This is a genomic window from Luteibacter sp. 621 (assembly GCF_050435445.1).
In the GTDB taxonomy this organism is placed as follows: Bacteria; Pseudomonadota; Gammaproteobacteria; order Xanthomonadales; family Rhodanobacteraceae; genus Luteibacter.
In genome coordinates this window covers 1-26203 of sequence record NZ_JBNDKI010000003.1, presented here as the reverse complement: position 1 = coordinate 26203, position 26203 = coordinate 1, and the positions used below count along the sequence as shown (strand labels likewise).

Annotated in this window: 30 protein-coding genes; 17 read left to right on the top strand and 13 right to left on the bottom strand. The window is 64.6% G+C overall.

Annotated features, from left to right (window positions below; translation table 11 throughout):
• A complete protein-coding gene (locus tag ABIE56_RS04465) occupies nt 1–342 on the bottom strand; it encodes a 4a-hydroxytetrahydrobiopterin dehydratase (protein ID WP_429242637.1) in 342 nt (113 codons plus the stop codon).
• 143 nt (nt 343–485) lie between these two features.
• Between ABIE56_RS04465 and ABIE56_RS04460 the strand changes: the two genes are divergently transcribed.
• On the top strand, nt 486–1079 hold the full coding sequence (locus ABIE56_RS04460; protein ID WP_429242636.1) for an NfuA family Fe-S biogenesis protein: 594 nt from the start codon (nt 486–488) through the stop codon (nt 1077–1079).
• Nucleotides 1080–1233: 154 nt separating this feature from the next.
• Here ABIE56_RS04460 and ABIE56_RS04455 read toward each other — a convergent pair whose 3' ends face one another.
• The 6 genes from ABIE56_RS04455 to ABIE56_RS04430 all read right to left on the bottom strand — a co-directional run bounded on the left by ABIE56_RS04455 (nt 1234) and on the right by ABIE56_RS04430 (nt 5797).
• The gene (locus tag ABIE56_RS04455; RefSeq protein ID WP_429242635.1) at nt 1234–1587 is read right to left on the bottom strand and encodes a c-type cytochrome; all 354 of its coding nucleotides are present in this window, start codon (nt 1585–1587) and stop codon (nt 1234–1236) included.
• Nucleotides 1588–1601: 14 nt separating this feature from the next.
• Nucleotides 1602–1937 carry a c-type cytochrome gene (locus ABIE56_RS04450; protein ID WP_429242634.1) on the bottom strand — a complete coding sequence of 112 codons (336 nt, stop codon included), beginning with the start codon at nt 1935–1937 and terminating at the stop codon, nt 1602–1604.
• Between the two features lie 242 nt (nt 1938–2179).
• Nucleotides 2180–3415 (bottom strand): TraB/GumN family protein, encoded by a 1236-nt coding sequence (locus tag ABIE56_RS04445; RefSeq protein ID WP_429242633.1) that lies wholly within the window; start codon nt 3413–3415, stop codon nt 2180–2182.
• A 22-nt stretch (nt 3416–3437) separates the two neighbouring features.
• Nucleotides 3438–4328, bottom strand: coding sequence for a carbon-nitrogen hydrolase (locus ABIE56_RS04440; protein WP_429242632.1), 891 nt, complete (start codon nt 4326–4328; stop codon nt 3438–3440).
• Between the two features lie 23 nt (nt 4329–4351).
• Nucleotides 4352–5389, bottom strand: a complete 1038-nt coding sequence (locus tag ABIE56_RS04435; RefSeq protein ID WP_429242631.1) for an agmatine deiminase family protein — start codon at nt 5387–5389, stop codon at nt 4352–4354.
• Between the two features lie 66 nt (nt 5390–5455).
• The gene (locus tag ABIE56_RS04430; protein ID WP_429242630.1) at nt 5456–5797 is read right to left on the bottom strand and encodes a hypothetical protein; all 342 of its coding nucleotides are present in this window, start codon (nt 5795–5797) and stop codon (nt 5456–5458) included.
• A 177-nt stretch (nt 5798–5974) separates the two neighbouring features.
• Between ABIE56_RS04430 and ABIE56_RS04425 the strand changes: the two genes are divergently transcribed.
• The 6 genes from ABIE56_RS04425 to ABIE56_RS04400 all read left to right on the top strand — a co-directional run bounded on the left by ABIE56_RS04425 (nt 5975) and on the right by ABIE56_RS04400 (nt 12397).
• Nucleotides 5975–7867, top strand: coding sequence for an ABC-F family ATP-binding cassette domain-containing protein (locus ABIE56_RS04425; RefSeq protein WP_429242629.1), 1893 nt, complete (start codon nt 5975–5977; stop codon nt 7865–7867).
• A gap of 2 nt (nt 7868–7869) precedes the next feature.
• Nucleotides 7870–8811 (top strand): phosphoglycerate mutase, encoded by a 942-nt coding sequence (locus ABIE56_RS04420; protein WP_429242628.1) that lies wholly within the window; start codon nt 7870–7872, stop codon nt 8809–8811.
• Entirely contained in the window at nt 8808–10514 is a 1707-nt protein-coding gene (recJ, locus tag ABIE56_RS04415; RefSeq protein ID WP_429242627.1) for a single-stranded-DNA-specific exonuclease RecJ, read from the top strand. The genes ABIE56_RS04420 and recJ overlap by 4 nt, the downstream gene beginning before the upstream one ends.
• 62 nt (nt 10515–10576) lie before the next feature.
• Entirely contained in the window at nt 10577–11218 is a 642-nt protein-coding gene (locus ABIE56_RS04410; RefSeq protein WP_429242626.1) for a DUF5671 domain-containing protein, read from the top strand.
• An 11-nt stretch (nt 11219–11229) separates the two neighbouring features.
• Nucleotides 11230–11658, top strand: a complete 429-nt coding sequence (locus ABIE56_RS04405; RefSeq protein ID WP_429242625.1) for a hypothetical protein — start codon at nt 11230–11232, stop codon at nt 11656–11658.
• Between the two features lie 88 nt (nt 11659–11746).
• Nucleotides 11747–12397, top strand: a complete 651-nt coding sequence (locus ABIE56_RS04400) for a hypothetical protein (RefSeq protein ID WP_429242624.1) — start codon at nt 11747–11749, stop codon at nt 12395–12397.
• A 73-nt stretch (nt 12398–12470) separates the two neighbouring features.
• On the opposite strand, the gene ABIE56_RS04395 is transcribed toward ABIE56_RS04400, so the two are convergent.
• Together ABIE56_RS04395 and ABIE56_RS04390 are read right to left on the bottom strand one after the other, a co-directional pair.
• Nucleotides 12471–13022, bottom strand: a complete 552-nt coding sequence (locus ABIE56_RS04395) for an RNA 2'-phosphotransferase (protein WP_429242623.1) — start codon at nt 13020–13022, stop codon at nt 12471–12473.
• A complete protein-coding gene (locus ABIE56_RS04390; protein WP_429242622.1) occupies nt 13019–13621 on the bottom strand; it encodes a DUF4291 domain-containing protein in 603 nt (200 codons plus the stop codon). The genes ABIE56_RS04395 and ABIE56_RS04390 overlap by 4 nt, the downstream gene beginning before the upstream one ends.
• Nucleotides 13622–13712: 91 nt before the next feature.
• On the opposite strand from ABIE56_RS04390, the gene ABIE56_RS04385 reads away from it, so the two are divergent.
• The 5 genes from ABIE56_RS04385 (at nt 13713) to ABIE56_RS04365 (ending at nt 17447) form a co-directional block, all read left to right on the top strand.
• On the top strand, nt 13713–14060 hold the full coding sequence (locus tag ABIE56_RS04385) for a hypothetical protein (RefSeq protein WP_429242621.1): 348 nt from the start codon (nt 13713–13715) through the stop codon (nt 14058–14060).
• Nucleotides 14061–14153: 93 nt separating this feature from the next.
• Entirely contained in the window at nt 14154–14492 is a 339-nt protein-coding gene (locus ABIE56_RS04380; protein WP_429242620.1) for a hypothetical protein, read from the top strand.
• Between the two features lie 54 nt (nt 14493–14546).
• On the top strand, nt 14547–15515 hold the full coding sequence (locus ABIE56_RS04375; protein WP_429242619.1) for a multidrug resistance efflux transporter family protein: 969 nt from the start codon (nt 14547–14549) through the stop codon (nt 15513–15515).
• A gap of 54 nt (nt 15516–15569) precedes the next feature.
• Nucleotides 15570–16025: a hypothetical protein gene (locus ABIE56_RS04370; protein ID WP_429242618.1), complete on the top strand. Its 456-nt coding sequence runs from the start codon at nt 15570–15572 to the stop codon at nt 16023–16025.
• Between the two features lie 189 nt (nt 16026–16214).
• Nucleotides 16215–17447, top strand: a complete 1233-nt coding sequence (locus ABIE56_RS04365) for an MFS transporter (protein ID WP_429242617.1) — start codon at nt 16215–16217, stop codon at nt 17445–17447.
• A gap of 82 nt (nt 17448–17529) precedes the next feature.
• Here the strand turns inward: ABIE56_RS04365 and ABIE56_RS04360 are convergent, their stop codons facing one another.
• Genes ABIE56_RS04360 through ABIE56_RS04350 form a run of 3 tightly spaced genes read right to left on the bottom strand, consistent with a single transcriptional unit; the run spans nt 17530 to nt 19896 of the window.
• Nucleotides 17530–18420 (bottom strand): LysR family transcriptional regulator, encoded by an 891-nt coding sequence (locus ABIE56_RS04360; protein ID WP_429242616.1) that lies wholly within the window; start codon nt 18418–18420, stop codon nt 17530–17532.
• Between the two features lie 4 nt (nt 18421–18424).
• Entirely contained in the window at nt 18425–19291 is an 867-nt protein-coding gene (gene tesB, locus ABIE56_RS04355; RefSeq protein WP_429242615.1) for an acyl-CoA thioesterase II, read from the bottom strand.
• Nucleotides 19292–19338: 47 nt separating this feature from the next.
• Entirely contained in the window at nt 19339–19896 is a 558-nt protein-coding gene (locus ABIE56_RS04350; RefSeq protein WP_429242614.1) for an N-acetylmuramoyl-L-alanine amidase, read from the bottom strand.
• Nucleotides 19897–19941: 45 nt separating this feature from the next.
• Here ABIE56_RS04350 and ABIE56_RS04345 point away from each other — a divergent pair, with 45 nt between their 5' ends.
• From ABIE56_RS04345 to ABIE56_RS04335, 3 genes are all read left to right on the top strand, one after another.
• A complete protein-coding gene (locus ABIE56_RS04345) occupies nt 19942–20460 on the top strand; it encodes an alpha/beta hydrolase (RefSeq protein WP_429242613.1) in 519 nt (172 codons plus the stop codon).
• On the top strand, nt 20457–22601 hold the full coding sequence (gene rlmKL / locus ABIE56_RS04340) for a bifunctional 23S rRNA (guanine(2069)-N(7))-methyltransferase RlmK/23S rRNA (guanine(2445)-N(2))-methyltransferase RlmL (RefSeq protein ID WP_429242612.1): 2145 nt from the start codon (nt 20457–20459) through the stop codon (nt 22599–22601). Before ABIE56_RS04345 ends, rlmKL begins: the two co-directional genes overlap by 4 nt.
• A gap of 76 nt (nt 22602–22677) precedes the next feature.
• Entirely contained in the window at nt 22678–23076 is a 399-nt protein-coding gene (locus tag ABIE56_RS04335; RefSeq protein WP_429242611.1) for a hypothetical protein, read from the top strand.
• 129 nt (nt 23077–23205) lie between these two features.
• On the opposite strand, the gene ABIE56_RS04330 is transcribed toward ABIE56_RS04335, so the two are convergent.
• Nucleotides 23206–23643, bottom strand: coding sequence for a DUF6491 family protein (locus ABIE56_RS04330; protein ID WP_429242610.1), 438 nt, complete (start codon nt 23641–23643; stop codon nt 23206–23208).
• A gap of 187 nt (nt 23644–23830) precedes the next feature.
• Here ABIE56_RS04330 and egtB point away from each other — a divergent pair, with 187 nt between their 5' ends.
• Together egtB and egtD are read left to right on the top strand one after the other, a co-directional pair.
• A complete protein-coding gene (egtB, locus tag ABIE56_RS04325; RefSeq protein ID WP_429242609.1) occupies nt 23831–25099 on the top strand; it encodes an ergothioneine biosynthesis protein EgtB in 1269 nt (422 codons plus the stop codon).
• On the top strand, nt 25096–26079 hold the full coding sequence (egtD, locus tag ABIE56_RS04320) for an L-histidine N(alpha)-methyltransferase (RefSeq protein ID WP_429242608.1): 984 nt from the start codon (nt 25096–25098) through the stop codon (nt 26077–26079). Before egtB ends, egtD begins: the two co-directional genes overlap by 4 nt.
• Nucleotides 26080–26203: the final 124 nt, after the last annotated feature.

Below are 26203 nucleotides of genomic sequence, written 5' to 3'. Positions count from 1 at the left end.
TCAGCGGTCGAGCAGGGCCTCGACGCGCGCGGCGCAGATAAAATCGTTCAGCGACAATCCGCCCACATCATGGGTGGACCAAAGGATGTGGCAATGCCCGTAGCCAGCTTCCAGGTCGGGGTGGTGGTCTTCCTGGTTGGCCATGAAGCCCACCGCATTGATGAAGCCCAGGGTGTGGTGGAAGTCCTTGAACGGGAAGTCCTTCACGATCGCCTTGCCGTCCGCGCTCAGCGCCCAGCCGGGCAGGTCCTTCAGGTAGCCATCGATGGCGGCGCGGTCCAGCGCGTGTTCGGCGCCCTTGCGCGGCTGGCAGTGCTGGGTGGCGAGCGGGGAAAGCGACATGGCGAAAGGTCCATCCGGGGAAAGAACGGAAGCGTCCGTGGTCGCGGTTGAATTGTCAAAAGGGCGCGCCCAGATCGAAACCGTACTAAAATGGTCTTGTTTCCCGGTGGTCCCCACGCCGGGCATGTCTTTGCGGAGCCACCATGATCGATATCTCGGAACGCGCCCAGGCGCATTTCCAGCGCCTGATCGCCCAGCAGGGCGAGGATAGCCTTGGCGTTCGCCTGCGCGTTGTTGCCGCGGGCACCCCCGCCGCACAGTGTGAGCTGGAGTTCTGCTCCACCACCGAGCTCACCGGCGATGAGTGGACCATCGAGTGCCAGGGTTTCAACCTGTATGTGGATGGCGAGAGCATGGCCTGGCTCGATCCGGCCAACATCGATTATGAAATGACCCCCACGGGTAGCCAGCTCAATATCCGCGCGCCGCGGATCAAGGGCGAGGCCCCTGGTGAGGGCGCCGGCCTGGTGGAGCGCGTGAAGTACGTGCTCGAGACTGAGGTCGCCCCGGGCATCGCTTCGCACGGCGGCCGCATTTCGCTGGTGGAGGTTACGTCGGAAGGTGTGGTGGTGCTCCGCTTCGGTGGCGGCTGCCACGGTTGCGGCATGGTGGATGTCACGCTGAAGAACGGCGTGGAGAAGACCCTGCGCGAGCGCATTCCCGAAGTGACCGAAGTGCGCGACGCCACCGACCACGCGACGGGCGAGAAGCCGTATTTCGAGCGCAAAGCGGGCTGATGCCCCGGCCCTTGTAGGAGCGGGGGGGGGGGGGGGGGGGGGGTGGGGGGGGGCCCCCCCCCCCCCCCCCCCCCCCCCCCCCCCCCCCGCTCCTACACAAAGCGAAAAGCCCGCGATAGCGGGCTTTTTTGTTACGCGTAACGGGGGGGGCGGGTCAATCGCCCTGCACATGCCCCTCGAGGCCGCTCAGCTTGGTCGGCATCGTGTGGAAGTAGGCGGAGATATCTTCGATGTCGGTGTCGGACAGCGTGGCGGCGAAACCCTTCATGACGAGGTTATCGCGCTTGCCGTTCTTGTACTCGTGCAATGCCTGTGCGAGGTAATCGGCGTACTGGCCAGCAAGGCGCGGGTACTGAGGATCGATCGAGTTGCCATCCTTGCCGTGGCAGGCCACGCAGGTGGCGACCTTTTTGGCGCCGGCGGCCGGATCACCGGCGGCCATGGATGTCGAAGCGGTCAGCGCCAGCGCGGCGCCGATGAGAGTCAGGGTGAACCCACGGATCATCATGCGTCCTCGGCAGCTTACTTGGCGAGACTGGAAAGGTAGGCGGCGATGTCGGCAATGTCTTTATCCGACAGGCTTTCGGCCTGCGCACCCATGGTCGGATGCGAGCGGCCCGTGCCCGGTGCGACAAAGCCTTTCCGGTAGTCCTTCAGCGCATTGACGATGTACTGCTCGTTCTGGCCGGCGATATGCGGCACATGGTACGAGGGGTAAACGTTGCCATAGCCCGGCACGCCGTGGCAGCCCTGGCACGTATAGATGAGCTGGCGCCCCCTGGTTTTGTCCCCTTCGGCGTGCGCCGTCGTGGCACACATAGCTACAGCGATCAGACCGTACAGATACAGACGCTTCATCAATGATTCCCTGGGTGCCGGGCGGGGCCGGGGGTGAAAGCAGCCCTTGGAGTATAGAGGCGGCCTCGCGCGGGCGACAACCGGCGGCGCAGCATGGCGCTGCCGCCCCGGTGCGGGTGTGCTGCGGGCCCGGTCAGGGTGTCGCACGTTGGATCGCGCGCAAGCGCGCTCCTACATGGCCTGCGCAGGCCTGGTGTAGGAGCGCGCTTGCGCGCGATGGGTCTGGCCGATGCGCCAGGTGTTTAGAGCAGGCTGCGGATGATATGGATCCCGGCGATGTACTCGCCGGCGATGGTGCCGATGCACACCAGGAAGAAGTTCAGCAGCGTGCGCGCCACGCGGTTCTTCCACCAGCCGGTCCAGTGCGTGATGTCATCGCGCAGCTGCTCGAAATCCACCACGCGCGGCTTGCGGATCCAGGCTTCGACCATGGCGCTGACGGCGCCGGAGGGTATGCCTGGGCGGAACGGCTTGACCGGCCCCGCGACAAAGGCCGCGATGATGCTGAGCGGGTGGGCGCCGGCGATGAGCGCACCCAGTGCGGACAGGCCGCCCGTAAGCAGCACCCAGTTGAGCAGCGCTTCCTTGCCCAGGCTGGGGTTGCGATAGAACGCGAAGCCGATGACGGCAAAGATGGCGAGCACGATGCCCACGGCCAGAAACTTGGGCCACTTCGCGGCCGGCGGCGTGACCGCCAGCTCATCGGAGATGGCCTGCGGATTGCCATGCTGATTGGCCAGCTCCGCGCTCATGCCCTTCAGGTGGCCGGCACCGATCACGACCAGTACTTTGCGGCTCGGGGCGGCGGGATCCATGCGGTCGCCGTCTTCGCGCAGCTTCGCCGCCATGAACTCATCTCGCTCGGCGATAAGTGCGCGATAAAGCGGTGCGGAACCCTTGGCGAAATCGCTGAAGGCGCTCTCGAGCAGGTCGGCCTGCTTGAGCTTCTCGATATCTTCCTCGGCAATATCTTCGCGCTCGAACACGCTGCCGAGCATGCCGGCCATCAGGCCAAAGCGCTGGAAGAAGCCGACGCTGCGCCATGCGCGCTTGAGGGTGGTGCCTACTTCGCGATCCACCAGCCACACCGGAATACCGCGCGCATCAGCGCCATCCATCGCCGCCTTCATTTCCGCGCCCGGCTCAATGCCGTACTGCGCGGCAAGGCGCTTCTGGAACGAGCCGAGCACGAGGCTGGCGGCGACCATGCCGGCCTTGCCCTGGCGGATGACCTGGAACAGGTCCATCTGCTTGAACGCTTCCGGATCGCGGATGCCATGCGCACGGCTGGCGCACAACTCCACGGCCACGGCATCGAAATGCTCGGTATCGAGCAGGGCATTCACTGCCTCGACGCTGGCCCGCGATACGTGCGCAGTACCGAGGATGACGTAGTCGACCCCGTCGCGCGTCATGCGCTCGATGGGCTGGCCTTCCAGTGCCGCGGGGAGGGTGGCGTCGTGCTCGGCGGGCTGCATGCGCGTCGGGTGTCCTTAAGGGTTAATCGCGGTAGCGCTTGGTGAGGTCGCCGTAGGCATCGATGCGGCGATCGCGCAGGAACGGCCAGATGCGGCGAACGTGCTCGCTGCGCTCCATGTCGATATCGACAATGAGCAGCTCGCGGCCATCGGTGCCGGCCTGGGCCAGGAATTCGCCTTGCGGGCCAGCGACGAAGCTGGAGCCCCAGAACTGGATGCCGCTGCCCACGCCCGAGGGGTCCGCTTCGTAACCGGTGCGGTTGCACGACAGCAGCGGCAGGCCGTTGGCGACGGCGTGGCCGCGCTGCACTGTGATCCAGGCTTCGCGCTGGCGGCCCTTTTCGGCATCGTCATCGTTCGGTTCCCAGCCGATGGCGGTGGGGTAGAAGAGCAGGTCGGCACCGGCCAGCGCCATCAGGCGCGCGGCTTCCGGGTACCACTGGTCCCAGCACACGAGCACGCCAAGCTTGCCCACCGAGGTCTGGATCGGCTCGAAGCCGATATCGCCCGGAGTGAAGTAGAACTTCTCGTAGAACGCCGGGTCATCGGGGATGTGCATCTTGCGGTACTTGCCCGCGATGGCGGCCGAGCGATCGAACACCACGGCGGTGTTGTGGTACAGGCCGGTGGCGCGCTTCTCGAAGATGGAGGCGACGACGACGAGCTTCAGCTCCTCGGCCAGCTTGCCGATGCGATCGGTGCCCGGGCCGGGAATGGTCTCGGCGCGGTCGAACTCGGCAACGCTTTCGTGCTGGCAGAAGTACGGGCCGTTGTGCAATTCCTGCAGCAGCACCAGCTCGACGCCGGCCTTCGCCGCTTCGCGCAACGCCGACTCGATGGCATCGAGGTTCGCATCGCGGCTGCCGCGATCGGTTTCCTGGAGGAGGGCGACCTTGAGGGTCTTGCGGGTCATGGTTGTCTGTCCTCGGGATCGGATTACTTGGCGATATCGGCGGGCAACTGCATGGTGATGCAGTGCAGGCTGCCGTTCTGCCAGATGAGCGGGCGGCACGGCACCTGCACTACCTCGCGACCGGGGTGGGCCAGCCCGATGATCCGGGCCGCTTCCGCATCGACGCGGTCGCCATAGGCCGGCACCAACACCGCGCCATTCACGATCAGGTAGTTGGCGTAGGACGCTGCCAGGCGGCGGCCTTCGTCGATGATCGGCTGGGCCCACGGTAGCGGGTGCAACGGGTACGGCTTACCTTCCGGCGAACGCAGCTCGGCGAGTTCGGCGGCCATCTGGCCCAGTTCCTCGAAGTGCGGATCGCTGGCGTCGTCGCAGGCCTGGTAGACGATGCCGCCATCCGGGCTGAAGCGCGCGAGCGTATCGATATGGGCGTCGGTGTCGTCGCCTTCAAGGTAGCCGTGCTCCAGCCACAGCACGCGATCGGCGTGCAGGGTGGTGGCCAGGGTATCGGTCATGGATTCGCGGGAGAGATCCGGGTGGCGCTGCACCAGGCACTTCCACGTGGTCAGGATGGTGCCTTGCCCATCGCTCTCGATGCCGCCGCCTTCCAGCGCCCAGTCAATGCGCTTGTGCGGCAGCCCGCTCAGCACGCCGCGCTGGAGCAGGCCGGCGATGATCGCGTCATCCTGCTCGGCGCCGAACTTGCCGCCCCAGCCGGTGAAGCGGTAATCATTGAGCAGCACGCCCTCGGGACCGGTCAGCGTGATCGGGCCGGAGTCGCGCAGCCAGGTGTCGTCGTAGGGCAGTTCGATGAAATGCACGCGCGACATGTCGGCGCCGGCTTCTTCGATGGCCAGGCGGGCGCGTTCGCGCAGCTCGGCATCGGCCACGATAATGTGCAGCGGTTCAAAGCGGGTGACCGCCGCCGCCAGTGCCACGTAGGTGGTCTCCACGCCAGCCAGGCGCTCGGCCCAGTCGGTACCGGCGTGCGGCCAGGCAATGAGTACACCGGCCTGCGGCTCCCATTCGGCGGGCAGGCGGTAAGAGGCGGAGTTCGTCATGGCGGGCGGGATCGGGGAAGGGAAGCCCGCTATTGTAAGGCTTCGCGATGACCGTTGCCCGACCGGTTACTTCGGGCTTTGCGGGTTGGTGTTGTTGCCTGCCGGGGTGTTCAGCACCGTGTGGATCACGTGGCTGCGCTCGAAGTACACGATATAGCCCGGATACATCCAGCGGTTGATCACCGGCTGCTTTGCACTCCCGCCGCCACGGGAGTCAAGTTTGGAGGTCGGTGCACCGAAACGGCGCTCCACCTCGGCCATGCTCATGCCCTTGGCAGGCAGGCTCATGCCCTTTTCCTGCTGCACGCGCTGCATCAGGAGGGTATCGCCCGCGCGGGCGGTCGGAGCCGCGGCAACGGCCACGAGGGCCAGTGCGATCGCGGTGAAAACAGGCTTGAAGGTATTCATGATGGCTCCGTCGCGCTCCCCATGCGGCGCAGGACAGCGTTTTAACAGATCGCCCGATGCGGCGCCATGGGCGGCGCGTCGCGGCCTTCACGGCTGTGGCCCAGGTCGCATTCGGGCGACGCGGGAGGGCAGGCCAGCTATCATGCGCAGTCGCCTTTCGCCTTCTTCTGGCCCGCCATGATCTCGTTCCGTAACCTCGCCCTGCGCCGGGGCACCCGTACCCTGCTCGATAAGATGGACCTGACCATCCAGACCGGATGGAGCCTGGCCGTCATCGGCCGCAACGGGTGTGGCAAATCCACCCTGTTCGCCGCACTCAAGGGCGAGCTGGAGCCGGAAAAGGGCGACCTCGACATGCCGTCGAAGGTGCGCATGGCTTCCGTGGCCCAGGAAACCCCGGCGCTGCCCGATGCCGCGATCGACTATGTGCTGGGCGGGGACGTGGACGTAGCGGCCGCGCTGAAGGCCGAGCAGGATGCGTACGACGCGGGGGATCTCGAGGCGGTGGCCATGGCCCACCTGCGCATCGAGGAGGTCAATGGCTATGACGGCCGCGCCCGCGCCGGGCGCCTGCTGCACGGCCTTGGGTTCTCGCCGGAAACCCACGAGCAGGCGGTTGCCTCGTTCTCGGGTGGCTGGCGTGTTCGCCTGAACCTGGCCCGCGCGCTCATGGCACCGTCGGACCTGTTGCTGCTCGATGAGCCGACCAACCATCTGGACCTGGATGCGGTGCTGTGGCTCGAGGAGTGGCTACGCCGCTACCAGGGCACGCTGTTGATCATTTCGCATGACCGCGAGTTCCTGGATGCGGTTACCACGCACACCCTGCACCTGCACGACGGCACGGCCAAGCTGTACACGGGCAACTATTCGCAGTTCGAGCGCCAGCGCGCCGAGCACCTGCGCCAGCAGCAGATCGCGCACGTGCGCGAACAGGCCGAGCGCGCGCACCTGCAGTCCTTCATCGATCGTTTCAAGGCCAAGGCCAGCAAGGCCAAGCAGGCGCAGTCGCGCATGAAGCGCCTGGAAAAGATGAGTGGCACCGAGGCCGTGCGCGCCGAGCGCCCCTTCAGCTTCAGCTTCCCGAAGCCCGAGCGCCTGCCGACCTCCATGCTGCGGCTCGATCACGTGGACGCCGGTTATGGCGATCGCGTGGTGCTGAAGGACATTGCCTTCGGCCTTGAAGCCGGTGACCGCATTGGTCTGCTCGGTCCAAACGGTGCCGGTAAGTCCACCATGGTGAAAGCCCTGGTCGGCGAACTTGAGCCCATGGCTGGCGAGCGTCCGTTCCATAAAGACCTGAAGATCGGCTACTTCGCCCAGCACACCGTGGAAAGCCTGCACGATGGCTGGAGCGCGTTCGACCACTTGCAGGACAAGGCGCCCAACGCCGGCCAGCAGGTCCTGCGCGATTACCTCGGCACGTGGAATTTCCCGGCCGATCGCGTCTTCGAGCACGTGGATGCGTTCTCCGGTGGCGAGCGTGCCCGCCTTGCCCTGGCGCTGATCGCATGGGACAAGCCCAACCTGTTGCTGCTCGACGAACCGACCAACCACCTTGACCTGGACATGCGCGAAGCGCTGGCCGATGCGCTCTCCGATTTCGACGGCGCGCTGGTGCTGGTCTCGCATGATCGCCACCTGCTCGGCATGGTGTGCGATGAATTCTGGCGCGTGGCCGATGGCGATGTCGGCCCGTTCGATGGTGACCTGGACGATTACGCCAAGTGGCTGCGCACCCGCGCCACGACGCGCAAGACCGCCGCTGTCGCTTCCGCGCCCGCCGATGCACCGGTAAAGGAAAACAACGCGAAGGAGAAGCGCAAACTTTCCCCGGAAGATCGCGAGAAAGAGAAAACGGTACGTGCCCGGGTGAAGAAGATCGAATCGCTGGTGGAGGGCATGGACAAGGAACTGCTGGCGATCGAAACGAAACTCGCCGACCCGGCTGTTTACGGTGGCCCCACGTCGGAGCTGGCACGTCTTGGCCAGCGCCAGGCCGAACTGCGTGGCGAGAAGGAATCGCTCGAGTTCGAATGGATGGAACTGCTCGAACAGATTGAGGCCTGACCATGGCGTCCGTGTTGAACGTGCTGCTGCCCGGCCGCGACAAGCTTAGCTTCGTGGAGGCCTTCAACCAGTGGCTTGCGCGCGGCACGGCGTTGCCGACGGCATTGCCCGGCTACATGCACGCGGTCTCCGAGTTTTTCCGCTGGCCGGATGGCCCGCTGCCCGCCGCCGCGTTGATCCGGCAGAGCGTGGCGGGGGATGCCGGCACGGCGTTGTGGGTGTGTGCGGATCCTGCCTGGGTACAGCCCGAACTGAGCGGCGCACGCCTGCTCGGCTGCGGCAACCTGGCGGTGAGCCCTGCCGATGCGACGAGCATGGTGGATGCACTCAGCAATACGTTCGCGGAAGAGGGCATGAGCCTGCTGGTAGGCGACCCACAGCATTGGCAGCTCAAGGTGCCGAACTACGTGCAGGTGCCGACGTTCCCGGAGCCTGAAGAGGCGCTCGGTGCGGACCTGTTCGAGCAGCTGCCCAAGGGCGAGCACGGCCGTCGCTGGCGCGCGCTGCTCAACGAAGCGCAGGTGGTGCTGCACAACCATCCCGCCAATGCCCAGCGCGCGTACAACAGCCTCCCGCCGATCAACAGCGTGTGGTTGTGGGGTGCCGGCACGCTCCCCGAATGGGTCGAGTGCGGCCAGGCCCTCATCCACAGCGACGACCTGCTGATCTGGGCGCTAGGCCACAAAGCCGGCGTCGAAGTACAACCCCGCTCTGCCCTTGTAGGAGCGCGCTCGCGCGCGATCCCCGCCGGTGGCGGGGCCAGCCACGCCGAACTCCTGGACCTGCAGGATGTTCAGCCCTCGGAATTCGCCCGCGATTGGTGGCCCTTCCTGGAAGCCCGCCTCGAATCCGGCAGCGAACTGCGCCTGGCCTTCGCCGACGGCCGCCGCATCATGCTCAAGAAAACCCACCGCCTGCGCTTCTGGCGCAAGGCGAAGGTATGAAGACCTGGCGCAAGCGCGTTGCCGAGGTCGCCCCGAGCGGCTGGCCCGGCCATGTGCACCCGGTGATCCAGCGTATTTACGCTGCACGCGGCGTCACGACGCCCGATGGCGCCGAACACCGCCTTGCGCGTTTGCATTCGCCCACGTTGCTGGGCGGCATGGACCGCGCGGTCGCGCTGCTCATCGAGGCGATCGATAGCAACCAGCGCATCGTGATCGCGGGTGACTACGATTGCGATGGCGCGACCGGTGCCGCCGTTGCCGAACGTGGCATGCGCCTGCTCGGTGCAAAACACGTCAGCCATGTCGTGCCCAATCGCTTCGTCCACGGGTATGGCCTGAGCGAAGCGCTGGTCGCATCGCTGGAACCCACACCCGATCTGATCGTCACCGTGGATAACGGTGTGGCCAGTGTTGCGGGCGTCGCCGCGGCACACGCCCGCGGCATTCGCGTACTCATCACCGATCACCACCTGCCGGGCGATACGTTGCCTGCCGCCGATGCGATGGTGAATCCGAATCTCGACGGCGACGGCTTTCCCAGCAAGGCGCTTGCGGGCGTCGGCGTCATGTTCTATCTGCTGCTCGCGGTGCGTGCGGCCATGCGCGACGCGGGGCGTTTCGCCGAGGGCAATGAGCCGGACCTCGGCGCGCTGCTGGATCTGGTCGCCCTTGGCACGGTGGCCGATCTGGTGCCGCTCGATTTCAACAATCGCGTGTTCGTCGATGCTGGCCTGAAGCGCATGCGCGCGGGCAAGGCGTGCGCGGGTATCACGGCATTGATCGAGGCATCGAATCGCTCGGTGTCCGCCGTCACCGCCACCGATCTTGCGTTTGCCATCGGTCCGCGCCTGAATGCAGCGGGCCGCCTTGAGGATATGTCGCTTGGTGTTGCCTGTTTGCTCACCGATGACACCGGCATTGCACGCCGCTACGCCGAGCAACTCAGTGCCATCAACCAGGAGCGCCGTGAGATGCAGGCGGGCATGGTTGAGGAAGCCGAGGCTATGGTGTCGCGTGCGGCGCACATCGATGCCGTGGGCGTGGCTTTGTTCGACCCGGGCTGGCATGCAGGCATCGTGGGCCTGGTTGCGTCCAAGCTGAAAGAGAAGCTGCATCGCCCCGTGCTTGCCTTCGCGCCGGCGGGCGATGATAGCGACGAACTGCGCGGCTCCGCACGTTCCATTCCCGGCTTCCACATCCGCGATGCGCTCGCCGAGATCGACGCGAAGCATCCCGGCTTGATCCTGCGCTTCGGCGGCCACGCCATGGCGGCGGGCCTCAGCATGCAAGCGGCCGAGTTCGAGCGCTTCGCTGCAATTTTCGATGCCACGGCCCGCGCGCACCTGGACGACGACCGCTTGCAGGCCGTGGTCCAGACCGATGGTGAACTCGATTACCGCGACCACACCCTGGATCTTGCGAAGCAGCTCCGCTTCGCCGGTCCTTGGGGCCAGGCGTTTCCTTCGCCAGTATTCGAGAACGTCTTTGAATGCGCCTCATGGAAGCCCATGGGTACCAAGCACCTACGCTTCCAGCTCCGCCACGAACAAGGCGGCGCGCCGCTGGATGCGGTCATGTTCAGCTGCTACGACGGCACGCCGCCGCCCCAGCGTTTCCGTGCCGCTTACGAGCTCACGGTGAACGACTGGCAGGGCAGGGAAAGCGTCCGTTTGCTTATCACCCATCTCGAACCCATGTAGCCCGCGCGGCCGCACTCGTCTCCGGCTATGCTCCGGTCCACATGGACCCAGGGAGATGGCAAATGGCAGGCAGCACGCAGGAACTGGAACGTTTCGTCCACGCCGCGCTGGAGCGGGGGCAATCGCGGGCAGCGATAGAGGAGGCCCTGACGCAGGCCGGATGGGCGCCTGAGCAGGTACGCCCGGCGCTCGCCGCCTATGCGGATTCGGCGTTTCCGATTCCCGTGCCCCGGCCACGCCCGTATCTCTCCGCCCGCGAGGCCTTTATCTATCTGGTGATCTTCACCACGTTGTACCTGAGTGCGTTCCACCTCGGGTCGCTACTGTTCAACCTTATTGATCGTGCCTACCCGGATACAATCCAGACAGTGGAGTATTTCCGGCTTGGGCCGGATCTCCGCTGGTCGCTTGCGTCGGTCATCATCGCCTTCCCGGTGTTCCTGGTCCTTTCGTGGCGCAACGAGCGGGTGCTGGCGAAGCAGCCGGTGAAGCGGCAATCCGCGGTACGTCGTTGGCTGACCTACCTCACGTTGTTTGTCGCTGCGGTGGCGTTGATCTGTGACTTCACCACGCTGGTCGACCGGTTCCTTGGCGGCGAACTCACGATGCGTTTCGTGCTCAAGGTCATCGTGGCGGCGGTGATCGCCATCGTGGCATTCACCTATTACCTGCGCGATCTGCGCCGTGATGAGGTTGAGCCATGACGGGGCGCGGTGTGCTTGGCATCGTTGTGTCGGCTGTCATGTTTGCCGCGGTTGGCGCAGGCCTGTGGATCAACGGGACGCCTGGCTATCAACGAATGCTTGCGCAGGATGAGCGTCGGGCGGCTCTGCTTACGGGGTTGGGCACTCGTCTCGAAGTCCATGCCTCACGCTATGGCTACCTGCCGGATAGCTTGATCGAGATCGGGACCGAGGCTGAACGGGTGGATCCGCTCACGCACGAGGTCTTTGGCTACACGCACAAGGGGCTGGACTATCAGCTGTGCGCCGTATTCGCGTTGGCGAGCGATGCATCCGCTCGACCCGAGTTGCCTTTCCGGCAGCATGGTAAAGGGCGCACTTGCTTTGAACGGACGGCAGACGCGAAGAAACAGCCGCAGAACCTGGCCAAGGTGTACTACATCGGTGAGGGCAGTCGCTGAGCCGAGTTGACTCGCGTCACGCCACTACGCGATATGGCGCGCGGACGGGCGGGCCGGACGCTTCGCCCCTCACCCAAGGGAACTCATGTTGAACGGACGTTTTCTGTTTGCCCTGCTTATCCTCACGCCGCTTGCCGCCCATGCGGCGATCGGCTGCCACGGCCAGGCTTTCGGTGCCACAACAAAACGGTTTATTGATCGCGAGCCCGCGAACCTCTTCTACGCCGGTGTCCCCGCAGGCGTCGCCATGCCTGCGCACATCGTCGCCGTATCGTTCGAAAACTGGGGTTGTGGAACAAGTCTCTCGGTCGATCTGGATTCGGGCCGCGTGTGGAAGCGGTTGCGCTGCGCATCCGAAGATGCGTTTGATCGCGACGTGGGTATGAGTTCCTGGGCGGGCGCGCATATCGGTAGCTACACCAATTTCAACCGGCAACCTGCCCGCGAGGCGGTTAAGGAAGGGCGGCTTCCCGCGGCCGCGATCGAAGAGCTCGTTTGCCTTGCGAATGATGCGTGGGGGGCGGGGCGCTGGGGCCAGGTGCCCGCGTTCGATGCGGAGGGCACGATGATCGAAGCCGCCCCGCCGTACCCAGCATCGCCGCATGGGTTCAGTGCCATCCTGCTGAAAGACGGTGACACGACGCGCACATTGGGGATGTATTACCACCCCTCGGGCGATAACCCCGACGGTAAGCTTGAGCGAGCGATCGAGGAGCACCTGGGCGCGACGTTTCCCTAGCGTGCATTGGTTATGCGCCACGTTCAGTGCTGCCGATCCACCTTGCTGAAGCAGTGCCGGTGATGCCGGAGGCTTACACTTCGAGTTCCGCCAGAAATCGCACCGGCACATGCTTCGTGAGCCAAACGCCGTTTTCGGATTGGTAGAACGCTATGCCTTCGCTGTGCATCGCTTTAGCATCCACGCGTAGCACGGCCGGCTTGCCGTGCCGCTGCCCAACGGCTATGGCAGTATCGGTCGTCGCGGACAAATGCACATGGTGGCGGCTTCCCGAAACCAGCCCTTCGGCAAGAATCGCGCTGAGAAAGCGCGTCGCCGTGCCATGGAATAGCAGGTCCGGCGGAATGCGCGGCTCATAAGCGATCGTGACGTCGGCTGTGGAATGCCCTTGCACAGCACGAATACGCGAGCCATCCGGCGACATCGCGAAGCGCTTCTTGTCGTTGTCAGCAACGATCGTGGCGATGGTGGCGCGATCTATGGCATGGCCTTTTCGCCGCGCACCCGCTATGAGCTCATCCATATGCGCCCAACCTTCGTTGTCCAGCGCGATGCCGATCAATTCCGGCTGGTGACGAAGGACGAGGCTGAGGAATTTACTGGTGTCTACAAGATGCTTGTTCATTCCATGGTTCCTGCATCGTAGGAAGCGGCGTGGTAAGGGCGCTCCTGAGGAAGTCGTTCGCGGGCGGCGTCGAGGTGGTCAGCATCCACCAGTGCCTTGATAGCTTGTGCTTCGGCGGTAACGTCGGTGATCGCGTGAATCCACTCATTCACGTAACGATGGACCGCCTCGCCCCCGAGGCCAATCTGGATCGATCGATGCTCGAGTGGATTGTGATGCAGGTCGCGCTCAGGATCCCACTGGATCCGCACGGGCGATGCGGCTTTCAGCTTTTCCCATTCGGCATGCGGCGTGCCTTCGCTGGCGTGGCTGGCACAGCTGTGGGACAACGCCCATTCAAAGCCGTCGCGGCCGATATCAATGGCAAGAATGCGGTGCTGGCCAGCATCTTTAAGACCCCATCCGGCTCGATACATCATCCAGAGGAAGGAGGGCTTTATCCACGTCATTCGCGCCATTTTGAAGGGCGGGGAGACGAAGGTCTGCGCGGCGATGGCAGCATCAGCAATCGGGTGGGAGTAGGCCTGGTAGACCCTTATGGTGGCGTCGTCGTAGACGGCGCGAATCTGTCTCTTAGGGACAGTCTTTTCGGTTGTCATCGGCGCGGATCATACCGATTGGCAAGCCGTGTGCCATACGAACTTTTCCCTATCCACGAATTTGAGACTGCCCCGGCGTACTGTCGACCCCATGGCAATCGTGCACTGGGTGCAAATGGGGGAACGTCAGTACGCGATCCTGGAAGGGACGACGCGGGCGTTTGCGCGTGTCAGCCCGCAGGGTGATCGTTGGGTGGTGCGCTGGCGGTATGGGCCCAAGGCCGGGCAGGGGGCGATGCTCAAGGGTGTCTCACTGATGCAGCGAATGGTGATGCGCTGGGCGGAGCACAATGAGGCCGCGCTGCGCCAGCGCATTCCGGCGGCGAGCAAGCCGTACGAGCCGCCTTCGGCCCAGGAACGTTATTTCTACGATGCGATCTGGCCGGGGTACGTGCCCGCGCACCGGCGGCCGCGGCGGATGGCGCGGGAGAATCATTGAGGGGGAGACTGAACGGCCTTCACATGCCATCCGTTGAGTCCGGCGGGCGGGGTACCTATATAGCGGTCAGTCCCCTTTCCCTGGTAACACCCCATGAATGCCGAACGCTTCGTTCAGGCCCTGCAGGATGCCGTGGTTCGCGACAACCTCGCGGTCTACGCGAACCTGTTCAGCATGCCGCCCGAAAAGGCCGTGGACCCGCACTGGGTGCGGGCGCTATCGCTGTTCCAAAACCTGGATGACGCGGGCAAGGCCACGCTGTTGGATATCGTTTGCCAGGTGATGGTCGAGACCACGGCCAACCTGCTCGGTATTGCCGATGGCTGTTGCCCGGTGGCTGGGGTGAAGGGTTCGGTCGGGCTTGTGGTCAACGGCAGGCCGATCGGTGGCGAATTGCAGGAGCTTTTCCTGGAGCTCAACGAGGCGGGCTGACGACGCCCTGCATGGCTGGCATAGTCGGGGTTCGTTTTCCCCGTAAGGCCATCCATGCGTTCCACCGCCCTGAAGGCCGTGGCGATCGCGCTGTTGTCGGCGCTGTTCTTCACGTTTACCTATGTGCTCAACCGTGCCGTCGTCAGTGGCGGCGGCCACTGGCAATGGGCGGTGATCCTGCGCTATCTGTTTACGCTGCCCCTGCTGGCGGTGGTGCTGCCTTTCAAGGGCGGCTTGGGCAAGCTTCCCTTCGAACTTCGCACGCATCCGCGCACGTGGCTCACCTGGAGTTCGGTGGGCTTCGTGCTTTTCGGCGTGCCGCTGACCTGGGCCGCCACCAGCGGGCCATCGTGGCTGGTGGCAGGCAGCTTCCAGCTCACCGTGCTGGCCGGGCCGCTGATGGCGCCCTTTATCTACCGCGATGAACGTGCCCGTTGGCACGTCGGTTCGCTGGCGATCGGCGCGCTGATCGTTGGCGGGGTGATGCTGCTGCAGTTCGGCCACGCCCATGGTGGCCTGGATGCCTCGGCCTGGCTGGCGGTGGGTGCGGTCGCCTTCGCCGCGTTCGCGTACCCTTTGGGTAACCGGAAGATCCTCCTGCACCTGGAACGTACCGGCACGAAGCTCGGTCCGGTGCAACGGGTGTTCGGCATGACACTGGCCAGTTGGCCGCTGTGGCTGGTGCTGGCTGCGGCCACACTCGCGACCATAGGGCCACCGACGCCGCGTGAGGCGCTGCTCGCCGCCGGTACGGCGCTTTCGTCCGGCGCCATCGCCACCATTTTGTTCTTCCACGCCACGGAGCTGGTCGGGCGCCAGCCCACCGCATTGGCCGCGGTGGAGGCGATGCAGGCAGCTGAGCTCCTGTTCGCCACCGTCATCGGGGTGTTGTTCCTGCACGAATCCTTTCCGGATGCGGTATCGGGCCTGGGTGCCGTCGGGATCATCGTGGGCATCGTGTTGTTTGCGTGGGTGAGCGGGCGGGAAGGGGTTTCCGAGGACGCGGGTGACCGTGGGGCTTGACGCCATGCCAACAGGCGGACCGCGTAGGCTGGCCCGCATAACGGAGCCCTTGCTATGAAAACCGCCGCTGCGCTGCTGCTTCTCGCCTTGCCACTCACCGCCATGGCCGAGCCGCCGCCGGTTACCCATGGGCAAAAAGCCCCGGCCGCTGAGCCGATGAAGCGCTTCCAGTGGCGCGACGAAGCTGCGGGGTACACCTTCGTGGCGCCACCTCGCTGGGCGGGGAAGGTGAAAGCCGTGCCACTGGCTTCGGCTGAACTCGCGAAGTCGGGTGCCACCAGCGGGGTGAAGTTCGTCGCTGGTACGAAGACCTTGCTGGTGCTGCTGGCTTCGGATGATGAACGGGCAAAAGCGGTGACCGATGCCGGCAACCGGGAACTGTCGCGCCACGACGGCCACATCGTGGCCGTGCATGCGGCGACGGATTCGGGCGACCTGGCCCTGACGGACGACGAACTGGCGCAGGCAGTGCAATGGGATGGGCAGCAGGCCGGCACCGCCGTCCGCTGACACGGCCCCTGTAGGAGCGCGCTTGCGCGCGATGGGTGCTTGCCGCAACCCCGGATCGCGCGCAAGCGCGCTCCTACAGGGCGTTCGGCCGATTGAGTCGTTAGGCGTATCGAACCGGAGGTTTTGCGATATCGATTCGACTCAATTCAGGGTTTAGCTTAAGCATCAGGTTATCCCCTGGAGGTTCCCGTGGACGGCTCGTCCCCCGCTGCGCCGGCGGTTGTTGATCGGCGCATCCGCCATGGCACGCCGGCTTTCCGGCGCACCAACCTTGCGTTGTTCTCGTCGGGTTTCGCTACCTTCGGCCTGCTGTATTGCGTACAGCCGCTCATGCCCGCGTTCTCGCGCGACTTCGGCGTGGATGCCGCGACCAGTTCGTTGTCGCTTTCGTTGACGACGGCGGTGATGGCCGTCGGCATGTTGTTCGCTGGCGCTATCTCCGATGCGTTCGGGCGTAAGCCGATCATGCTGGCGTCGCTGCTGTCCTCGTCGATCCTGGTGCTGCTTACGGCTGTAACGCCGAGCTGGGGCCTGTTGCTCGCGGCGCGTGCGTTGCTGGGTGTGACCCTCGCGGGCCTGCCCGCGGTTGCCATGACCTACCTCAGCGAGGAGGTGCACGGCGAATCGCTGGGCTTTGCGATGGGCCTGTACATCGGTGGTAACGCCATCGGTGGCATGAGCGGCCGCCTTATCTCGGGGTTTACGGCCGATCACGCCTCGTGGCGCGTTGCCGTGGGTGTGATCGGCGCGCTGGGCCTTCTCGCCGCATTCCTCGTGGCGAAGGGCCTTCCGCCGTCACTGCATTTCGAAAAGCGCAAGGCGCATCCGCGTGCCCTTGTGTCTGTATTTGGCGAACTGCTCAAGGACAAGGGCCTGCCGTGGCTTTTCGCCGAAGGCTTCCTGCTCATGGGTGCGTTCGTCACCATCTACAACTACGTATCGTTTCGCCTGCTTGCGCCACCGTTTTCGCTGTCGCAATCACACGTGGGCGCCATCTTCATGGTCTACCTGGTCGGCGTCGGTGCATCGGCGTGGATGGGTGCGCTGGCCGGCAAGCTGGGCCGTGGAAAGGTAATGTGGACGGCGCTGGTCATCCTGCTCGCAGGTGCCGCACTCACTTCCAGCAGTTCGCTCTGGGCCATCGTCCTTGGCATCGCCATGATCACGTTCGGCTTCTTCGGTGGGCATTCCATCGCCAGCGGCTGGGTGGGCATGCGGGCGAAGAAGGCCAAGGCACATGCGTCGTCCATGTATCTGTTTTCGTACTACATGGGTTCCAGCATCGCCGGCTCCCTGGGTGGCGTTTTCTGGACGCATGACGGCTGGCGTGGCGTGGCCATTTACGTTGCCGTGCTGGTGACGGTTGGACTGGCTATCGCGATAAAGCTGCGCGGTCTCAAACCGCAGCCAGCAGCATCCTGACACTGTAGGAGAGCGCTTGAGCGCGATGGGTGCTCGCGGCAGGCTCCATCGCGCGCAAGCGAGCTCCTACACAAAGGAACGTTCAGGCCTTCAGCATGAGCTGCATGAAGGCGGCAACCAGCGGAGAATTGTCGGAGCGGCGGTGGACCAGATGCAGCGCACTTGCGGCATCGGGTGAATCGATCGGGACGTAGGCCACCCCTTCCACGTGCAAGAGACGCATGGATTCGGGCAGTACGGCTACGCCAAGCCCGGCGGCGACGAGGCCAACCATCGTCGCGGATTCACCAGCCTCCTGCGCCACGCGTGGTGCGAAGCCCGCGTTGCGGCACATCGCCTGCACCTGCGCCGCGACGCCGGTGCCCGCGTTGCGGCTAAAGATGACGAAGGGTTCTTCAGCGAGCTGTTCCACGCGAACACGCGGGCGGCGGCCTTTCGCCAGGGGATGATCGGCGCGTAGCACGGCGACGAGCGGATCGTCGACGAGCTTGCGTGCGACCAGCGGAGGCGGCAGGGTGGTGCCTCGAATCAACCCCACCTGCTGCGCGCCTTCCAGCAAACGCTCGATCTGCTGCAGCGTGTTGTGCTCCTTCAATACCAGCCGCACCGCAGGGTACGCCTCGCGGAACGCACGCACCGCTCGCGGAAAACGCTCGATCAACGGCGTGCTTTGAGTGAAGCCCACATGCAGCTCACCGATCTCGCCGCGTTCGGCACGGCGTGCAAGGTCGCCGGCTTCATCCACACGCGCAATGATGTCGCGGGCCGCATCAAGGTACACGCGGCCGGCGTCAGTCAATTCGACGCGGCGATTGGTACGCCGCAGCAGGCGCACGCCAAGTTGTGCTTCCAGGTCGCGGATCTGCTGGCTTAGCGGCGGCTGGGAGATCCCCAGCCGCTCGGCGGCACGGCTGAAGTGCAGCTCATCGGCCACGGCGATGAAGTAACGCAGGTGCCGCAGCTCGATGTTCATGCCATCAGTCGGGGCGCACGCGGATCAGACCTTCCTGCGCGGTGCTGGCGATAAGCCGGCCATCACGCGTGTAGATCATGCCGCGCGCCAGGCCGCGGCCGCCTTGCGAGGTCGGGCTATCGAACGAATAGAGCAGCCAGTCGTCGATACGGAACTCGCGGTGGAACCACAAGGCGTGGTCCAGGCTCGCCATCTGCATGTTGCGCGTCAGGTACGAGATGCCGTGTGGCAGCGTGGCCGTGCCGATCAGGTGGAAATCCGAGGCGTAGGCGAGCAGGGCCTGGTGCAGCGAAAGCGTATCGGCGATCGGCGCGGTCAGGCGGAACCAGATGTGCTGGTAGGGCGGGCGCTTGGCCGGGCGCAGCTCATCACGCGGCCACACGTGGCGGAACTCGAACGGGCCATCCTTGCCGAGCCAGCGTTGGGTCTTCTCCGGCAGGCGCGCGAGCTGATCTTCCGAAAGGGCAGGCGTGGTCTCCACATCTTCCGGCGCCGGTACCTCGGGCATCGACATCTGGTGCTCGTAGCCGGTCTCGGGCACCTGGAACGAGATGGAGCCGTTCAGGATCGGCTGGCCGTGCTGGATGGCCACCACGCGGCGGGCGGAAAACGAGCCGCCATCGCGGGTGCGCTCCACGCTGTACACGATCGGCGCGTCGATATCGCCGGCGCGCAGGAAATAGGCGTGCAACGAATGGGCGACGCGGTCATCGGGCACGGTGCGCTGGGCGGCAGAGAGCGCCTGGCCCAGTACCTGGCCGCCGAAGACGAAGCGTGTGCCGATATCGCGGCTCTGGCCGCGGAACAGGTTGTCTTCGAGGCGTTCGAGTTCGAGCAGATCGACGAGCTCGCCGACGTGGTTGTCCTGCATGGGTCCCCCTTTCGGACCGTGATGCGTTAGCCGTCGATTATAGGGAATCAGGCCTTGATCCGGCCCAGCCGCCCGTCGTCATAGGCCCGCGCCCAGGGAAACTGGGGGCCGGGGTCGCGCTTGCGTGGCACTTCGTTTTCCGGGTCGTCGCTGGAAGGGACCATGGCGGTATCCAGGTCCTCATGGCCGGCGATGTGGCGCAGGGCGGGGAAACGCCGGACCAGGTCGTCAAGCAGAGCGCGCAGTGCGGTGATCTGGGCTTCCGGGTACGGCTCGGTCATCTCCTGCTTCGCCGTGTGGAACCAGTCCGGGTAACGGCCCAGGTTCACCAGTTCAATGCCGATGGAGCGTGGGTTGTAGCCCCGGGTGTGGTTCGCCACCCGTTTCGGATCGACGTAACAGAAGATCGAGCCATCGCGGTCGATGTAGTAATGCCCGCTGGCCCCGGTGCCGCGGTCCTCATACAGCACCCGCTCGCCGTATTCGCGGGCCATGGCCAGGTCGGGCAGCTCGGTGCAGTGGATGACCACCAGGTCGACGGTATCGGCCGCGCGCTCGGGCAGCCGGTTTTCATAGGGCAGGGGGGCGTACAGGATGTCGATCATGCCGCTTTGATAACATAGCCAGTCGATCCGCGTACGGAGACCGCGATGCGCGGCCACATCATTCTTTCCCACGGGTCCGATTCCGGCCCTGACGCCACCAAGGTCAGCGCACTGGCGGCCACGGCCGAGCGTCTCGGCTGGACCACCCACCGCCCCGATTACCGGGATGACGACCTGAAAGGCCATGCCGGCTCCATCGAGCCGCGGCTGGCCCGGCTGGCCGCCGCGATCAAGGCCTCGCCCGTGCCACCGGTGCTGGTGGGCTCCAGCATGGGCGCCTTCGTCTCCGGCCTGGCCTCGCTCGATGCCCCGGTCGCCGGGCTGTTCCTGCTGGCCCTGCCAGCGGAGATCCCCGGTTACCCGCGTGCGTTCAGCGCGAAGGCGGACGTGCCCACCTTCCTCGTCCATGGCTACGCCGATGACGTGTGCCCGGTCGAGGGCGCCATCGCGTTTGCGCGCGGCCAGGGCGCTCCGCTGCTGCTGGTGCAGGATGACCACCGCCTTTCCGACACCCTTGGCGACATCGACGCCGAATTCCGCCGCTTCCTGGATAGCCTGGCATGAACTTCTTCGCCACCTGCCCGAAGGGCCTGGAATACCTGCTCAAGGATGAGCTGATCGCCATCGGCGCCACCGATGTGAAGGAAGCCCTCGCGGGTGTTGCCTTCTCCGGCGGCATGGAGACGGCCTACCGCGCCTGCCTGTGGTCGCGCATGGCCAGTCGCGTGCTGTTGCCACTGGCCGAGTTCGCTGCCGAGACGCCGGAAGACCTGTACCAGGGCGTGCAGTCCATCGCCTGGGCCGAGCACCTGGCACCGCACGGCACGCTGGCCGTGGATGCCAACACGGCGCTGAGCAAGCTCACCCATAGCCAGTTCATCGCGCTGAAGACCAAGGACGCGATCGTCGATCAGTTCCGCGCTGCCAGCGGGGCTCGCCCTGACGTGGAAACCGACGAGCCGGATGTGCAGGTGAACGTGCGTGTGCGCCGTGACCGCGCCACGCTCTCGATCGATCTTTCGGGCTCGCCGCTGCACCGGCGTGGCTGGCGCGAGCGCCAGGGCGAGGCGCCGCTTAAGGAAAACCTCGCCGCCGCGATGCTGGTGCGTGCGCAGTGGCCACGCATTTACGCCGAAGGCGGGGCGCTGGTGGATCCCATGTGCGGCTCCGGCACCCTGTTGATCGAAGGCGCCCTCATGGCAGCGGGCGCCGCGCCGGGCCTGCGTCGTGGTTACTTCGGCTTCCTGGGCTGGCGCAAACACGATTACTCGCTGTGGAAGCAGCTGTGGGAAGAGGCCAAGACCGCTACGGACGAGGGCATGCGCAACCTGCGCCCGGTGTTCTTCGGCAGCGATACCGATGCGCACATGGTGCAGACCGCCAAGCGCAACGCGCAGACTGCGGGCGTGGCCGGGTTCATCCACCTCGACCGCCGCGATGCCGTGCACGTGGAGCCGCCGCCGGAAACGCCGCTGGGCCTGGTCATCACCAACCCGCCGTACGGCGAGCGCCTTGGCGATCGCGCTGAGTTGCCGCATCTGTACCGCGCACTGGGCCAGGCCCTCAAGGATCGTTTCCCGGGCTGGCGCGCCGCGGTGCTCGCCGGCGATGAAGAGCTGGGCCGGGCCATGCGACTGTCGCCGGACAAGCGCTATGCGCTCTATAACGGCGCACTCGAAACACCGCTGCTTACGTTCAGCCTGCGTGCCGCGGGCGAAGCGCCGGCCCGTGAGCCGAAGCCGCTCTCCGATGGCGCGCAGATGCTGAAGAACCGGCTGGAGAAGAACGTTCGCCACCTTCGCAAGCGGCTCGCCCGGGAAGGGATCACCTGCTGGCGCGCCTACGACCAGGACCTGCCGGAGTACGCGGCGGCCATCGACGTCTACGAAGGCTGGCTGCACATCCAGGAATACAAGGCGCCGCAGGACATTCCCGTCGATGTGGCCCGCAACCGGCTGCGCGAAGTGGTGCGGGTGGCTGCCGAAGTCCTCGAGGTACCGCGCGACCGTATCGCGGTGAAAACCCGCGAGCGCGGCAAGGGCGGTTCCAAGTACGGCCAGTTCGACCAGCAGGGCCAGTTTGTCGAGGTGCACGAGGGTGGGCTGAAGTTCCTGATCAACCCGACGGACTACCTCGATACCGGCCTGTTCCTTGATCACCGGCTGGTTCGCGCCAAGATCCGGGAACTTGCCGCCGGCAAGCATTTCCTGAACCTGTTTGCGTACACCGGCACGGCCAGTGTGTATGCCGCCGCTGGCGACGCCCGCGATACCACCACGGTGGATCTGTCCGGAACCTACCTGGACTGGGCGTCGAAGAACCTGGCCCTGAACGGCTTCACGGGCAATCGCCATCGCCTGATCCAGGAAGACGCGCTGAAGTTCCTGGAGACGCGTTCGATGCAGTACGGCCTCATCTACGTCGATCCGCCGACCTTCTCCAACTCCAAGAAGGCGGACGACTTCGATGTCCAGCGCGACCATGTGAAGCTGCTGCAGCTTTGCGCTGACCGTCTGCTGCCTGAAGGGGTGATTGTTTTCTCAAACAATTTCCGCCGCTTCCAGCTTGATCGGGCGGCCCTGGAACCCCATTTCACTATTGAAGACTGGAGCGCACCGAGCATCCCGTTCGACTTCGCCCGCCGCCACGACATCCATGGCTGCTGGCTGCTTCGGAAGCCGTTCGTGAATCCGTGGAAAACGTGAATGGGAAGTGCAGAAAACTTCAGTCCGGATTCAGTGGCCGGGCGCGAATCTGCGCTCACCTGAGGAGGTAACTGTCATGAAAGCCAAGTTCGTTAAGTCCGCCGTCGCCCTTGCTGCCGTGGGCCTTATGGCGTTTGCGCCAGCCTCGTTCGCGGGTGGCTGGGGCCATGGCGGTTACCGGGGTGGTGGCTATTACCACGGTGGTGGTTACTACGGTGGTTACCACCGCGGTGGCTACTACGACCACAGCGGCCGTTGGATCGCTGGCGCGATTGTCGCCGGCACGGTGGGCGCCCTGGTTTACAACGCCACGCAGCCGCGCACGGTCGTCGTCGATCGCGCCCCGGTCTACTACAGCCAGCCGCGTACGGTGGTCTATGACGATGGCCCGGTGGTCACCCGCCGCGTCACCACCACGACCACCACGTACGACGATGGCTATTCGACCCGCTACGTGCGTGACGACGGTTATTGATCGCGGCGTAACCTGAACACGAAAAAGCCCGGCTCTCAAGCCGGGCTTTTTTGCTTTATGTAGAAGCGCGCTTGCGCGCGATGGGGTTTGCGGCACGCCCATCACGCGAAAGCGCGCTCCTGCAAGGGCTTATTTCGCGGCGCCGCTAATCCCTGGGCCGGCGCCCTTCTGCTTCGCCTTCTTTTCCAGCTGTTTGTACGTCGCCTTGTCGATCTCTTCGACCGAGATGATCTGGCACGGCGGATCGTCGCGACGAACGATCTGCTCGCTGATGCTGCCGCAGATACGCCCCCCGCCCATGGCCTGGTTGGCCGGTGACGATTTGAAGCGAACGCCACCACCGATACCCATGCGTGGGCAGGCGACGTCCGTACCGATCTTGAAGAAGTTAGGACCATTGGCAACGATGACGGTCTGGTCATCGACGACTGAATAGTTCGAGATCCGGTCCGTGCGCATGCAGCTGTTGAACTCGAGCTCGTGCCGGGCGGGGGCCGGGCCATCAGCGGCGCTGGCGGCCACTGAGACGAAGAGCAGGCAAGCGGCAGTCAGGTAACGGGCATTCATGGCGAAACCCTCGTTGGTTGGGAATACCACGTTAAGCCCAGTCGCAGTAAAAAACGAGAGGGGGCAGGGGGTTGGTCCATCTTCCGTTAAGGCCGGGGACGCAACCACTCACACCCATTGAACGTTTCCTAGGGCATCGTCATGCGTCATGGCTGACGGATCGTCGGCTGCCCATGGAAGCAAGCGTATGACCGCACGATCGCTCGGCATCGTCCCCTCCGCGCCACGTGCCGTGGCCCTTGCCGAACGCTTCCTCCGCATCCGTCGGCGCACCAGCGAGCTAGCAGCGCGGCTGCAGCCCGAGGACACGGTGATCCAGTCGATGCCCGATGCCAGTCCTACTAAATGGCACCTCGCGCATACGACGTGGTTCTTCGAGCAATTCATCCTGGGCCGTGACGATGCATATGTATCGCCCCATCCCGAATGGTTCTATCTGTTCAATAGCTATTACCAGTCTGTCGGGCCGATGCACGCGCGCCCTCGACGCGGCATGTTGACCCGCCCATCGCTGGACGACGTACTCGACTACCGGGCGCGTATTGATGACGCAGTTGTCGAACGTATCGCGCGGGCGGACGACGATGCAATGGCTGCCCTGGTCGAGTTAGGTGTTCAGCATGAACAGCAGCACCAGGAATTGTTGCTCACCGACATAAAGCATGCGTTCGCCCTGAACCCGCTTGAGCCAGCGTACGCGGCCGATGCACCACGCACACTTTCTGTCGCCGCACCGGCATTGCGCTTTGTTCCGTTTGACGAAGGCATTGTCGAAATCGGATACGACGGTGACGGATTTCATTTTGATAATGAAGGCCCGCGGCATCGCACGTACCGGCAGTCAGGATCGATCGCTAATCGTCCTGTCACGAACGCGGAGTATCGTGCTTTTGTCGATGATGGCGGCTATCGCTCACCGACGCTTTGGCTTTCCGACGGATGGGCCACGGTGCAAGCCGAACACTGGCAGCGGCCCTTGTATTGGGATGACGCATGCGAAACCGAATTCACGTTGCAGGGTCGCCATGCGATCGATCCGCACGCGCCGGTATGCCATATCAGCTATTTCGAAGCAGATGCGTTTGCGCGCTGGGCCGGCGCACGCCTGCCGACCGAGACTGAATGGGAAACCATGGCTGCGGCATTACCGGTACGCGGGAACCTTCAGGACAGCGGGGTGTTCCAACCCCGTGCCACATCATTCGAAACAGAGCTTGGCCAGATGTACGGCGACTGTTGGGAATGGACAATGAGCCCCTATGTCAGTTACCCGGGGTTTCGTCCGCTCGATGGTGCGCTGGGTGAATACAACGGAAAGTTTATGAATGGGCAGTGGATCCTCCGCGGAGGTTCCTGCGCCACGCCCGCTGATCATGTGCGTGCGACCTATCGCAACTTTTTTCCGCCCCACGCCCGTTGGCAGTTTTCGGGGCTACGACTTGGAAACGATCGATGAGCGCTCAACCGAAAGACATCCGCCTGGATGATCGCCACCCGGATATCGAAGATACCCTGCATACGGTTCGTCGCGGCCTTGCCGCGAAGCCAAAAAAACTTCCTTCCCGGTTGTTCTATGACGAACGCGGTTCGGCGCTGTTCGAGGCGATTTGCGAACAACCCGAGTACTACCTCACCCGTACGGAGATCGCGATCATGCGCGATCACGCGGGCGATATGGCCGAAACGCTCGGCCCCGATGTGCGCCTTGTCGAGTACGGTAGTGGTAGTGGCATCAAGACGCGCATGTTGCTCGAGCACCTTGAGTCACCCGTCGCTTATGTGCCCGTGGAAATCTCTCGCACCGCATTGATGGAGAGCGTGGCGGACCTGGCTGCGGAATTTCCCAACGTACCTATGCAGCCGGTGTGCGCTGATTTTACGCAACCGCTACGCCTGCCGGTGGCGGCACGCTCGCCGCGACGCACCGTTATTTATTTCCCCGGTTCCACCATTGGCAACTTCGAAACGAAGGATGCGATCAAGATCCTCCGCCAGATGCGCGCGGAGATGAGTGATGGTGGCGGCATCATCGTGGGCGTGGACCTCAAGAAGGACCCGGCCCAGATCGAGGCGGCGTACAACGATGCCGCGGGCGTCACCCGCGATTTCACCCTCAACATGCTGGTGCGTCTGAACCGGGAAATCGGCACCGACTTTGACGTGGATGCATTCCGCCACCGTGCGCGTTACAACGCGCTGGCGGGCCGCATCGAAACGACACTGGTGAGCACGAAGCGGCAGGAAGTACACGTGGGCCACGATGTGTTCGCGTTCCGCGAGGACGAAGCCATGCAGGTGGAGTACAGCTGCAAGTATTCGCTGGATGATTTCGCCCAGATGGCGAGCAAGGCCGGACTTTCCGTCGCCAAGGTATGGATGGACGAGGACAAGCGCTTCAGCGTGCAGTACCTCGTGCGCTCAACACCGGTGGTTTAACGCGTAGGAGCGGGGGGGGGGGGGGGGGGGGGGGGGGGAGCACCCCCACCCCCCCCCCCACACCCCCCCCCAAACCCACGCGCCCGTGGGAGGGCGGGTGGAATGGGAGAATTAGAAAATGACG